9 protein-coding genes and 2 tRNA genes are annotated in these 12,999 nt (G+C 56.8%); all 11 read left to right on the top strand.

All coding sequences use genetic code 11. From position 1 onward, the window contains the following. Positions 1-213 precede the first annotated feature (213 nt). The 11 genes from Q7U71_08845 (at position 214) to Q7U71_08795 (ending at position 12,942) form a co-directional block, all read left to right on the top strand. Positions 214-1,044 (top strand): MBL fold metallo-hydrolase, encoded by an 831-nt coding sequence (locus Q7U71_08845; protein ID MDO9391864.1) that lies wholly within the window; start codon positions 214-216, stop codon positions 1,042-1,044. Between the two features lie 53 nt (positions 1,045-1,097). Then, a complete protein-coding gene (locus Q7U71_08840; GenBank protein ID MDO9391863.1) occupies positions 1,098-2,885 on the top strand; it encodes a 2-oxoacid:acceptor oxidoreductase subunit alpha in 1,788 nt (595 codons plus the stop codon). Positions 2,886-3,090: 205 nt separating this feature from the next. After that, a complete protein-coding gene (locus Q7U71_08835; protein ID MDO9391862.1) occupies positions 3,091-3,675 on the top strand; it encodes a hypothetical protein in 585 nt (194 codons plus the stop codon). A 279-nt stretch (positions 3,676-3,954) separates the two neighbouring features. Beyond that, entirely contained in the window at positions 3,955-4,809 is an 855-nt protein-coding gene (locus Q7U71_08830) for a 2-oxoacid:ferredoxin oxidoreductase subunit beta (GenBank protein ID MDO9391861.1), read from the top strand. A 9-nt stretch (positions 4,810-4,818) separates the two neighbouring features. Beyond that, on the top strand, positions 4,819-5,184 hold the full coding sequence (locus tag Q7U71_08825; GenBank protein MDO9391860.1) for a hypothetical protein: 366 nt from the start codon (positions 4,819-4,821) through the stop codon (positions 5,182-5,184). Positions 5,185-5,226: 42 nt separating this feature from the next. Next, entirely contained in the window at positions 5,227-5,730 is a 504-nt protein-coding gene (locus Q7U71_08820; protein ID MDO9391859.1) for a flavin reductase, read from the top strand. Between the two features lie 191 nt (positions 5,731-5,921). After that, positions 5,922-6,179 (top strand): GIY-YIG nuclease family protein, encoded by a 258-nt coding sequence (locus Q7U71_08815; protein MDO9391858.1) that lies wholly within the window; start codon positions 5,922-5,924, stop codon positions 6,177-6,179. Between the two features lie 4 nt (positions 6,180-6,183). After that, positions 6,184-6,271, top strand: a tRNA-Ser gene (locus Q7U71_08810). Between the two features lie 196 nt (positions 6,272-6,467). Further along, positions 6,468-6,561: transfer RNA gene (locus Q7U71_08805), tRNA-Ser, on the top strand. 268 nt (positions 6,562-6,829) lie between these two features. Next, positions 6,830-10,123, top strand: coding sequence for a UvrD-helicase domain-containing protein (locus Q7U71_08800; GenBank protein ID MDO9391857.1), 3,294 nt, complete (start codon positions 6,830-6,832; stop codon positions 10,121-10,123). Then, positions 10,120-12,942, top strand: a complete 2,823-nt coding sequence (locus Q7U71_08795) for a PD-(D/E)XK nuclease family protein (GenBank protein ID MDO9391856.1) — start codon at positions 10,120-10,122, stop codon at positions 12,940-12,942. Before Q7U71_08800 ends, Q7U71_08795 begins: the two co-directional genes overlap by 4 nt. The last annotated feature ends 57 nt before the right edge of the window (positions 12,943-12,999 follow it).

The following is a 12,999-nucleotide window of genomic DNA, read 5'->3' as shown; positions in this document are numbered from 1 at the left end:
GAGGCCTTTGTCAAGGGGATGGACCAGGTGATGGAGGTCTACGAGAAGTACAAGGAAGTCTGATACAATGAGCAATGAACAGTTAACAATGAACTGGAAACGGCCCTTCGACAGGGCTTCGGCACGCTCAGCCCGGCGGCTCAGGGCACGTAAACAGTGGGCTCAGGGCAAATAAACGGCAAACGGAACCAGAAACATCTTAAAGGCAAAGTTATGCAGATCACCCATTACGGAGTGAGGGGCTCGATCCCGGCGCCGGGGCATGACACTGTTGATTTCGGCGGCAACACCACCTGCGTGGAGGTGGTCACCAGCAAGGGCCAGAGGCTGATCATCGATTGCGGCACCGGCATCCGCAAGCTGGGATTGAATCTCCTGAAGGCAAAGGAAGAGGTGCCCGAGATCCCGATCTTCGTGACCCACGTCCACTGGGACCACATCCAGGGCCTGCCTTTCTTTCTGCCGATCTACATGTCCCGTTTCAAGATCCGCTTTCTGGGGGCCAAGGAAAGCTTCGGCCGCCTGTATTCCACCCTCTACGACCAGATGGACGGCTATGTCTTTCCGGCCAAGCTGCAGGAGGTCCAGTCCAACATCAATTACCAGGTGGTGGACGACGACGAGGGCTTTAACCTGGGCGAGATGCATTGCGACATCATTCGCAACAACCACCCGGTGCCCACCTACGGGGTCAAGATCCACGACCAGGGAAAGACCTTCTGTTTTCTGACCGACAACGAGCTGAACATAGACAAGCCCCAGACCGAGTACAAAAAGTTCGTGGAGTTCTGCGCCGGGGCCGACCTGCTGATCCACGACGCCCAGTACACCGAGGACGACATGAAACGGACCAGGGGCTGGGGGCACTCCACCTTCCTGGAAGTGATCAAGCTGGCCGAGGACGCCGGGGTCAAGTCGCTGGGATTCCACCACCACGACCCGGAACGCAGCGACCGGCAGCTGGAGCAGATAATAGGGGAGATGGAGGCCAACACCAATATCCATATCTTTGGGGCCCGGGAAGGCGAAAAACTGGAGGTCTAAAATTTTAAAATAATATTTATTAGCCCAGCCCTTAAGGGCTGGGCTAATAAATTATGCGTATGATAGATATCACCATCACCATAGCCGGCGCGGCCGGACAGGGGATGCAGACCATCTCCTATACTTTGGCCAAGGCGCTAACCCGCCAGGGCTACTTTGTCCATTGCTACCAGGACCTGATGTCCCGGATCCGGGGCGGGCACAATTTCGCTGTCTTGCGGATCTCCGACCGGCCGGTGGGCAGTCTGTCGGAAAGGTCCAACATTCTGATCGCCCTCAACCGGGAGTCAATTGACATCCATTCACCCGGCATGGTGGAGGGCGGGGTGGTGGTGTTTGATGAAAAGATATCAGATGCGGGCGCTTCGACAGGGCTCAGCGTCCACGGTGGCGGCGCTTCGACAGGGCTCAGCGCCCACGATGATAAAAAGCTGAACCTGTTCCCGGTGCCGCTGGAGAAACTGGCCCTGGAGGCGGCCCAGAGCAAGATCATGGTCAACGCTGCGGCCTGCGGTGTCTGCTTCAGCCTGATGGAGTACGATTTTGACGTGCTGGCCGACACCCTGGGCGACCTGTTCGACCGCAAGGGAGACCTTATCGTGGAGGCCAACATCCGGGCGGCCCGGGCCGGTTACGATTTTGCCGAGCGGGAGTTCAAGGGCGTCTGCCCCTACTGCACCCTGCACCGGAAAGCTTCCACAAGCCCCGGCAAGATGCTGATGACCGGCAGCGAAGCGGCCGGGTTCGGCAGTTTGGTCTCGGGCCTGCAGTTCCTGTCGGCCTATCCCATGTCGCCCTCCACCGGGATAATGGAATACTGCGCCGCCAAGCAAAAGGAAGTTTCGGGGCTGCTGGTGGAACAGGCCGAGGACGAGATCGCCGCCATAAACATGACCATCGGGGCCTCAGTGGCGGGAGTAAGGGCCATGACCTGCACCTCGGGCGGCGGCTTTGCCCTGATGACCGAGGGCCTTTCGCTGGCCGGGATGACCGAAGTGCCGCTGGTGGTCTTCATTGCCCAGCGGCCCGGCCCGGCCACCGGCTTTCCCACCCGCACCGAGCAGGGGGATCTTTTGTTCGCACTATACGGCGGCCACGGCGAGTTTGCCCGGGCCATTCTGGCCCCCGGCGACGCCGAAGAGACCGTCTACGCCATGCAGCAGGCTTTCAACCTGGCCGACAGATACCAGACCCCGGTAATAGTCCTGGGCGACCAGAACCTGAACGACTCGTTCTGGACCGTGGATGGTCTGGACCTGGATAAAATATCCATTGACCGGGGCAAACTCCTGGCTTCCTGGGATCAGGCTTCCGGTTCCTACAAGCGGTACCACCTTTCCTCGGACGGGATCTCCGACCGCCTCATTCCCGGAGCCACGGAAGAGGTGCAGTACTGGGACAGCGACGAACACACCGAGGAAGGGCACATTGCAGAGAGCGCTTCGGTTCGCCTGCAGATGACGGCCAAAAGACTGGCCAAGCTCAAAGGCCTTAAGGAGGATTCGCTTAGTCCTGAAGTCTTCGGAGATTCCAGGGAAACAGTCCTGGTCGGCTTCGGTTCTTCAAAATGGGCGGTGCGGGAGGCGGTCGAAAAACTGCAGGAGCAGGGGGAGAAGGTTTCGGCGGTGCATTTCCCGCAGGTCTTCCCGCTGCCAAAAGAAACTGTGGAATTGCTGTCCGGGTATAAGAAGATCATAGTGGTGGAGCAGAACGCCACCGGGCAGTTCGAGAAACTGCTGCTGACGGAAACGGGGATCAAGGCCGACGGGTCGATAAGGAAGTTTGACGGCCGGCCGCTGACGGCGCAGTACATAGTTGATAGTTACAATACAATAGACTAACCTCTATAAGGAAACCAGGAATACAGGAAAATAAACGGCACGGATACTTACGATACCTAAGGTAATCTTTTTAAGGAAACCAAGAACGCAGGAAAATCAAACACAGGATATTATGGCATTAGAACATGAAAAACTGACAGAGGCAATAATCGGAGCCGCAATAAAGGTTCTTCATACTCGTGTACAATAAATATAAGGGGAATCAATGGCACATCAAAAAATTGCTTTTATTGTTTTGTTGTTTTTAACGATACTTGTTAAAAATACTATCGCCGGTGGTATTGATAGCACTTATTTAATTACTGCCAATTCTGTCGGCTATGGGAAAATCGGCATGAAAGTTAGTGAATTTATCAAATGTATTAAATGTGACAGTGTTGATAGCATGTACAAAGAAGATACTGGTTGGACCTTATATAAAAATAAGGTGAAAATATTAAAATTTGGTGGTCCAAATACACCTAAAAGATATTTTGTACGTGGTATTACAATATTTGATCCTTTGTATAGGACTCGTAAAGGCGTACATGTTGGCATGACATTAGAAGAATTCAACCATTTATATCCTACAATCCCAATACATCAAGACATTGTCTTTCGGCATGATGAGAGTTTTGACTTTGTGGATTTAGATGGTAAAGCAAAAAACTATTACTGCACATTAAAAGTTGGCTGGGACAATGGTGAACCTGTTGGTATAAAATATGAACCTGATAAAAACGGGGAGTATTATTCTAAAGAATATCGATTAGATGGTTACATTTCATCAATATCTATATGGAAACATTAATTAATTACTGTGCACAACAAGCCGGTTTGCATTCCAGGAAGTTAAGGACACGGATTTCGTAAACCTGCCTCCCGACAGCAGTAACAAAATAAGACCAAAGATAGTGCAGCAATAAATATTTAAAATTTCGCCTTCAAAATGCAACTGTAATATCCTGTCCAAAAACTTTACGATAGAACATGATTATTATTGAATTTCGGCAAGTTGACATTGGACGTAAAAAGGGTGATCTCAAAGTAATTCCTGTCTTCCTGGTTTCCTAATAAGAAATGGTAAATTATGCTGGATGTAAACATATATAAAAGCGAAGACCAAAGCGCCTGGTGCCCAGGCTGCTACAATTTCGCCATCCTTAAGGCGGTCAAGCAGGCCCTGGCCTCGCTGGACATCGCCCCCCATCAGGTGATGTTCTCCTCAGGGATCGGCCAGGCCCCCAAGCTGCCGCATTACCTGAAATGCAACCTGTTCAACGGCCTGCACGGGCGGACCCTTCCCGTGGCCACCGGCATCAAGCTGGCCAACCACGGCCTGCAGGTCATCGCCGAGGGCGGGGACGGGGACGGTTACGCCGAGGGCGGCAACCACTTCGTCCATGCCATGCGGCGCAACCCGGGGATCACCTATCTGGTCCACGACAACCAGATCTACGGACTGACCAAGGGCCAGACCTCTCCCACCTCGGAAGGAGGCCTGGTGACCGGCACCACCCCCTTCGGCAATTACAACGCCCCGGAGCATCCGCTGGCTTTGGCCATTGCCGCCGACTGCAGTTTAGTAGCCCGGGGTTTTGCCGGGGATTCCGACAGTCTGGCGGAGCTGATCGCTGCCGCCATCAAGCACCCCGGCTTTGCCCTGGTGGACATCCTCCAGCCCTGCGTCACTTTCAACAAGCTTAACACCTTTCAATGGTACAAAGAACGGGTCTACCAACTGGAGCCGGAATACGATCCTTCAGACCGGCAAAAAGCCTTTGCCAGGGCCTTGGAGTGGGGGGACAGGATACCTTTGGGCATCATTTATAAGAATGACAGGCTTCCCCTGGAAACCCTGCTGCCCCAATTGAAGCCCGGCCCGCTGGTCAAACAGGCGGCCGATCCTTCGCAAAGAAAAAAACTCAGCGCACAATTCAACTAAGGAAGAACAATGGCAAAAGTAGGTTTCATAGAACACAAAGGGGCAAGGATACTATCCCTGGACGTCAGTCACTCCCACAGCGCCGAGGAGAACATCGAGGCCTTTCAACAGGCCCAGGCCCTTATCCTGCAACAGCCGCCCAAATCGGTGCGGCTTTTGTCCGACGTCACCAAGGCCCATTACACCACCCAGGCGGTGGACGCCATGAAGCAGTTCTCTAAAACAGTCACCCCGCACATATTGGCCAGCGCCGCGGTGGGGGTATCCGGGATCAAACGGATAGTGCTACAGTCCCTGATAAAACTTTCGGGCCGCCATATCGAGATGTTCGGTGACCGGGAAAAGGCCCTGGACTGGCTGGCGGGACAACTATAAACAGTTAACAATGAACAATGAACGCTAAACTGAACAGAGAATATGCTGAAAAAACTTGATCCCAAAAAACTCAAGTTCAATCCCTTCACCCTGATGGAGGACGAATGGTTCCTGCTGACCGCCGGAAAAAAGGGCGACTACAACACCATGACCTGCGCCTGGGGAACCCTGGGAATACTTTGGAACAAGCCCATCGCCGTGGTCTTTGTGAGGCCCACCCGCCATACCTACAAGTTCACCAACAAATACCAGGACTTTACCCTGTCGTTCTTCGGGAAAAAGTGCCGCCCGGCCCTTAAGATCTGCGGCACCAAGTCGGGGCGGGACGGCGACAAGGTCAAAGAGGCCGGGCTGACGCCGATTTTTACCCCCAAGGGCAATGTTTATTTCAAGGAAGCCCGAATGGTGCTGGAATGCCGGAAAATATACTTTGACGACCTTGATCCCAAGAAGTTTTTGATCCCGGGGATCGAAAAGAACTATCCCAAAAAGGATTACCATAGGATGTACGTGGGTGAGATTGGGAGAATCTTTACTACGGCATAATTCAGCCGGCCCGTAAAAAGTGATTGACAGGCCAGTATTTTAAGTGATAAAATAAGGGTAAGTTCACGGGAAGCGTGGCCGAGTGCCACCGCAGCAGCGGGGTCCCGCCTTTGGCGGTGAGTCGATGGCGGCGGTCTTGCCACCGCCTGTGGCGGGGTGTCGCCAACGGCGGCAAAAACCTGTAAAGTTAAATGTATTATACCTATGTGATAAAATGTCAAGGCAATGGGAGGTACTACATCGGCCACACAGCTGATATTGTACGAAGGTTAGAAGAACATTGCGCGGGGAAAACCAGGTCTCTAAGAAACAAAGGTCCATTTGTTCTGTTGTATAGCGAGATCCACGAAACGAAACAGGCTGCATATCGTCGGGAGTTGCAGATAAAAAGCTATAAGGGTGGAGAAGCCTTTAAAAGATTGATTTTAAAGGAAGAAAAGGCTAACTAACTCCGGAAGCGTGGCCGAGTGGTCGATGGCGGCGGTCTTGAAAACCGTTGTGCTGAAAGGCACCAGGGGTTCGAATCCTCTCGCTTCCGCCATTATTGACGAACCCCTGGTGCAGATGAAATCTGCGGGGTTCTCCGCCGGCAGGAATTCGGACTGGCCAAGCGACGGCGGATCCGCCGCAGGCGGAGAATCCTCTCGCTTCCGCCAGACTGCGCCATATAAAAACCGGGCAAACATGAGGCCTCGTCTGGCGGGCCAGACAAATAAATAACACAAGGGTTCATTTGCGGAGGGGTGGCCGAGTGGCCGAAGGCGACGGTTTGCTAAACCGTTATACGGCCTTAAAGCTGTATCCAGGGTTCAAATCCCTGCCCCTCCGCCATATTGTCAAAAACAAAAATCAATAAGCGGGGCTGCCATCAGCGGCCCCGCTTATTTTATTGCCGCCTGTTCTGATGTTTTCAGGATTCAGGCGGTATTTTGTCATCCCCAGACGGTAAAATGACTGAAGGGAACCGGGGAGCAGGCGGCAATTTAAACCCGGGATCAAAAGTATTCCAACCCTTTAAAAAGAGGTCTTGACTATCCCGCCTCTTAACTGGTATATTAGGAAACGGCGGTTTAAAGACCAAACCAAAAGGAGCAAGCAGATGCCCCAAGTATTGGAAAAAGACAGCCTCTACCGGTTTCCCCACCTGCTGTTGATCGAAGCCTCGGCCGGCTCGGGCAAGACCCACGCCCTGGCCAGCCGCTTCGTGCAGTTCCTGCTGTCCTCCCGGATCGAGCACAACCAGCTGCCCCATCTGCTGGCCATCACCTTCACCAACAACGCGGCCCGGGAGATGAAGCAGCGGATATTAAGCTGGCTGAAGGAGCTGGCCCTGGGCGGCGACGAAGAGCTTTTAAAACAAACTGCCGGCCTGCTGGAGACGGAGTCCAAGGAAATACCGGGCCTGGCCTTTGGGATGGTGGACCGGGTGATAGAGCACTTTTCCGATTTCCAGGTCCAGACCATAGACAGCTTTACCAACCGGCTGGCCCAGGCCTCGGCCCGGGAGCTGGGCTTCCGGCCGGATTTTCAGGTGACCACCAGCTACGGCGAACTGCTGGACTATTCCCTGGACCTGCTGTTGAAGCAGGCCGGCCGGGACCAGGATCTGACCGCGGTGATGGGCCGGTTCCTGGAACTGCTCAACGCCTCCGGCGGCAGCTTCGCCTGGAACCCCCAGCCCCTGATGCGCGAAAGTTTCGAAAAATTTCTGGTCATCGAGGCCAAGGAGTCGGGGCAGTTTGCCTTCAACGACCGGACCGCCGAAAGAGACCGCTGCCTGGGGATCATCAATGATGTCTACTGGCAGATCTGCGGCATCGCCCATGATCAAGGATTTGAAATGAAGGCCGACGCCTTTGCCTCATACCTGGAGCAGGGGGATGTGGACAAGATACTGGCCAGGACCACCTACCACAACGGACATACCCCGATGCTCAAGGGAAAGTGCCCCAAAGACAAGCTGGCCGTCCATGAATCGACCAAGGAGCTTTGGGGGAAACTGGGGCCGGTGGCGGCCGGTCTGGCCGTGGCCCAGGCTGAAAGCCACTATGCCGCCTACGGCCAGCCCTACCACCATTTCAAGCAGATATTGGAGCAGACCAAGCGGCGCCGGGGGGTGATCCACATCGACGACATCGCCCGGAAACTTTCCCGGCAGCTGGACCAGGAGATGATCCCCGGGATCTACCTGGCTTTGGGGGCCAAACTCTGCCATTACCTGATCGACGAGTTCCAGGACACCGACCTGGCCCAGTGGCGCAGCCTGCACCCGCTGCTGGCCGAGGCCCTGGCCTCGGGCGGCTCGGCCTTTTTGGTGGGCGACCTCAAACAGGCCATCTACTTGTTCCGCAAGGCCGATTACAAGATAATGAAACAGCTTCAGGATGATATTCAGGGGAAGAGCAAACCGCCGGTCTGGCTGCCGGCCAGCGTGACCGATAGTTCGCAGGTGGGCGGGTTGGAGGAAAACTTCCGCTGCGGCCAGGTGATCCTGGAATACGTGGAGCAGGCCTTCCATCACAATCTGAACCAGCTGATCGGGGAGGGGGTTTTGGGCCCCGACCGCACCGGGCTTTTGACCTATGTCCAGCGGCCGTCGGAGAAAACGGCCAACCGGGGCTATGTCCGGACCGTGCACATTCCCAAGGGGGCGGCAGGCTACGGGGAGGCGGAGAGCGAAGGCGATCCTGAAAATGCCGCAGAGTTTGATACTGATCAGAGTGCTGATCCAACTGCCAATGAATCCGAAACTGCAAGTATTAATGACCAGGAGCCGGAGCGGGAGGCGCTGCTTTCAATAGTCCGGGAGGTGCTGGTCCGGGGTTACCGGCCCCAGGACATCGCGGTGCTGGCCCCCAAGAACAAGCATCTGGGACAGGCCATCGACTGGCTGACCCAGGCCGGCATCCCGGCCTCGTCCTCCGGCGGGCTGGACATCCGCCGGCGCCGGGCGGTGGCCGAGCTTTTGGACCTGCTGCGCTTTCTGGATTCGCCCATCGACAACCTGGCCTGGGGTTCGGTGGTCCGGGGCCGGCTTTTGGCCGCGGCCGTCCAAACGGCCGGGCTGGAATGGAGCCAGGCCCTGGCCGATGACATCCTGCTTTTGGCGGGGCAGAAGGCCGGTCCGCACGGATACCATTATCAGGAATGCCGCCGGGACCCCAGGTTCGCCCCGGTCTGGGAAACGTTCTTCAGCGACCTCTACCGGCTGGCCGGGTACTATCCCCTGTACGACCTGGTCTGCCTGGCCCTGGGACGCTTGGGCGTTTTCCAAAATTTCCCGGACGAGGCGGCGGCCCTGCTGAAGCTTTTGGAGACCGTCAACCAGGCGGAGTCAAAGGGCCGGGGCAGCCTCAAGGATTTTCTGGAAACCTGCCAGCGGCCGGAGCCGGAGCTTTTTTCCCTGGAGCTGCCGGAGAATGTTCCGGCGGTGCAGCTGATGAGCTTTCACAAGTCCAAGGGTTTGGGTTTTCCGGTGGTGATAAATCTCCTGTACGACGAGGCCGGGGACAGCCGCCGGGTCTATTACGGAAAAACCGGCGAGGAGATAACCCTCTACAAGATCACCAAAGACATCGCCGGCCGCACCAGGGGGTATTCCCCTGATCTGGCGGTTTTGCAGGACGAGTTTCTGGCTGATGACCAGGTGCAGGAACTCAACTCACTGTATGTGGTCTGCACCCGGGCCCGCCATGAACTATACAACCTGGTGATCTTCAAGGTGCCCCAGCCAAAAAAGGACGGGGCCGCAGGCAAACCGGGCAAATCCAAAGAGTCATGGTATCCCAGGCTTTTCCCGTTGATAGATCGGGGACACAAGGAAACACTTTCCCAAAAAGAGGTTTTGGCCATACCCGACCAGCCATCGATCGGGCGGGGGACGGAGCCGGGCGCGGACTGGGAGCCGGAGCAATCCTGGGAGGGGGAGAGATATCTCAAGGCCCGGCTGGGCCAGTTTTATCACAAATTGCTGGAGGGTATGCAAACCCTGCCGGAGGATATGGATGCCAGGCTATTGGCTTTGGCCCGCCGCCACCAGGTGCTGGTCCCGGGCCGGGACATCAAGGCCATGGCGGAGCAGGTCAAGACCCTGATGGAGCGCCGGGAGGTGGCCCCCTTCTTTGCCAAAATAGAGGGCCAGTCCGCGCTCTGCGAGGCCCAGCTGGTGGGTGCTGGCGGAGAACTGCTGCGGGTGGACCGTCTGGTAAAGGGCGGAAATACGGTCACGGTGCTGGATTTTAAAACCGGCCGGGCCGATGACCCCAGGCAGGAGGCGCAGCACCAGGCCCAGGTGCGGGGATATCTGGCGGCCCTGGCGGGAATTTTCCCCGGCCGGAAATCGGAGGGAAGGATCGTCTATCTGGACGGCGATGTCAAGGAGGTGCGGCCATGAGCAGATCTTATTTATTACCCAAGGGGGCCGACCTGATAACCCATGTCTGCCGGATGATCCCCGAAGATCAGGCGGACCTCTCCAAAACCATGGTGGTCTTTCCCGGCCGCCGGCCCTCCCATTTTCTGCTGCGGGCCCTCTTTAGACAGGAACGCAAAAAACCCTTCCTGGCCCCCCGCCTCTTCTCCTTCGACGACTGGGTGGACTGGGCGGCCCTGGAACTGGGACAGTCTTCCGGCCCGCTTTTGGCCGCCGACGGGGTGGCGCTGTTGTTCAAGCTGCACCAGGACCAGAGACTGCCGGGGGAGCAGGGCGGCCCGCTGTCCTTCGAGGAATTCATGGCCTGGGGCTTCAAGCTGCAGGCCGATTTTGAGGAGCTGCGGATTGAGGGGATCACCCCGGCAAAGCTCAAGGGGGTCCAGGCCCTGGCCGGGGAGTCCTGGCCGGCCCGCTTTCAGGAGATGCTGCCGCACCTGGCGGAATGGTATGAAGGATTTTACCGGGAGCTGGAATCGCAAAATCTTACCACCCGGGCCAACAGCTACTTTTATGCCGCCTCAAACATCAAGAGGCTGGATCTCTCGTCCTTTGAAACCATTATCCTGGCAGGCTTCCACGCCCTGACCGGATGCGAACTGGAGATGTTCAAGGATCTGACCCCGCGGGACAATGTGACCCTGGTGCTGCGGGACGGCCCGGGCATCGAACGGATAATTTCGCAGCTTGCAATCTCTCCGGAAAAGACCGGCCAAAAACAGGCTCCCCCCAGGGTAAGTTTTTACCGGGCCACCGACAGCCACGGCCAGGTGATGGGCCTTAAACCCCTGCTGGATGCCGCCGGTGAAAATCTGGACGGCACGGTGCTGGTGCTGCCCCGGCCCGACACCGTCTTCCCCCTGATCCACCACACCCTGTCGGGGCTTTCCTCCCCCTGGAACATCTCCCTGGGCTACCCGCTGGAGCGCACCCCGCTGTACGGCCTGATGCAGATTTTAGCCAGAGTCCAGGAGAGCCGGGACCAGAACGGTTATTTTCTGCCGGACTATCTGCGGCTGATGCTGCACCCCTACGTCAAGAACCTGGCCATGGGGAAGGCCAGCTTTCCCGCCCGGATACTGCTGCATGCCCTGGAACAGGTCTTGAACGAAAGGGGCCGGAGGCTGATATCCCTGGAGGAAATCGAAAACGATCCCGAGATCAAAGCCAAGCTGGAGAAAAAACTGCAGGGGCTGGAAGACCGGGGCTGGAACCTGGAGGAGCTTTACGCCCATCTGGCCTTCCTGCACCGGCTGCTGCTTCTGCCGCTGGAGCAGCCGGGGGAAGTGTCATCCTTTGCCTCAATCCTCCTGGGCATAGTTTCCCAAGTGGCCGAAAACAGCCCGGCCGGAAGGCACCCTTATGCCGCCAAATATTTCATGTCCATGACCGGATGCCTGGAGCAACTGCAGAACTCGCTTTTGGCCGGTCAGTCATTTTCCGAGACCAAAATATATTTCGGGCTGCTGGATGGTTTTGTCCGGCAGTCCCGGGTGCCGTTCCCCGGCACCCCCCTAAACGGCCTGCAGGTGCTGGGCTTTCTGGAGACCAGGGACCTGGCCTTTGACCGGGTGATGGTCCTGGACGCCAACGACGGCATTTTGCCGGAGGGCAGGAAGCCTGATGCCATCCTGCCCCAGGCCCTGCGGGCCCAGCTGGGGCTTTCAGGATCCCTGCAAAGGGAGCTGATCGCCCGCTATCATTTCGAGAACCTGATTTATGGGGCCCGCGAGGTCAGCCTGTTTTACAGCCACGGCGGCGGGGCCCAGCGCAGCCGGTTTCTGGAACAGCTGGTCTGGGAAAAGCAGCAGGCCGAAAAAAGCATCTCGGCCGGAGGGGACCGGCTGTTGAAGTTCGCCGAGTCCTTCACCCAGCAGGATCCGCCCCCTGTCAGTAAGACCCCGGCCATGATGGAGGCCGTGTCCCGGCTGTCGTTCTCGGCCTCAATGCTGGACAGTTATCTGGGCTGCGGCCTGAGGTTCTACCAGCACTACCTGCTGATGCTGCGGGAGCCGGACCAGGTGGGCGGTGACATCGAGGCCCGCCAGACCGGCACCACCGTCCACCGGATCCTGAAATTATTCTTCGAGGATTTCAAGGGCCGGCCTTTCATTCCCCAGCCGCAGGATTTTGCCCGTATGGATGCCTTGGTGGACCAGGTCATTGGGGAACTGCAGGGCCAGTCCCTGGACGGTGGCATGTACCTGGTGGCCTCCCAGATCAGGACCAGGATGGCCCAGCTGCTGCAGTATCACCGGCGGATGAAGCCGGCCCCGGAGATTTTGGCCTGCGAAAAAAGGCTGAAGGGGGCGGTGGACGTCCTGCCCGGACTGAAGGCGGTGCCGGTCAACGGCTCCCTGGACCGGATAGACAGGAGGGGAGGGCGGGTGGTGATCGTGGATTACAAGACCGGCGGCTCGGCCAAAATCCCCTCCTTCAAAAAGTTCGACCTAAAACGGCGTCAGGACTGGGCCAAGAGCTTAAGCTCGGTGCAGCTTCCGTTCTACATCATGCTGTACTGCGCCTTCAATCCAGAAACTGATCCCAATATGGTGGACAGCGAACTGCTGATGCTGGGGGGGAAGGCCATCCAGTCCCGGCCCCTGTTCAAGGATTTGGAAACCAGGGACAGGAACTACCGGGACTGCTTGGAGGCCATCGCCAGGCTGGTGGGCGAGATCCGGGACCCCGCCCTGCCCTTTGAGGGGACCGATGACACCCAGAACCAGTGCCGGCACTGCGACTTCAAGGTGATGTGCGGGAGGCAGTGGGTGACTGCCTAATAATAAAAACGGGACGCTAAAAGCGTCCCGTTTTTATTTGTATCTAAGGTCAAGGTC

This window comes from bacterium (assembly GCA_030655055.1).
Taxonomy (GTDB): Bacteria; Edwardsbacteria; AC1; order AC1; family EtOH8; genus UBA5202.
This window is presented reverse-complemented; position numbering and strand designations above follow the sequence as displayed.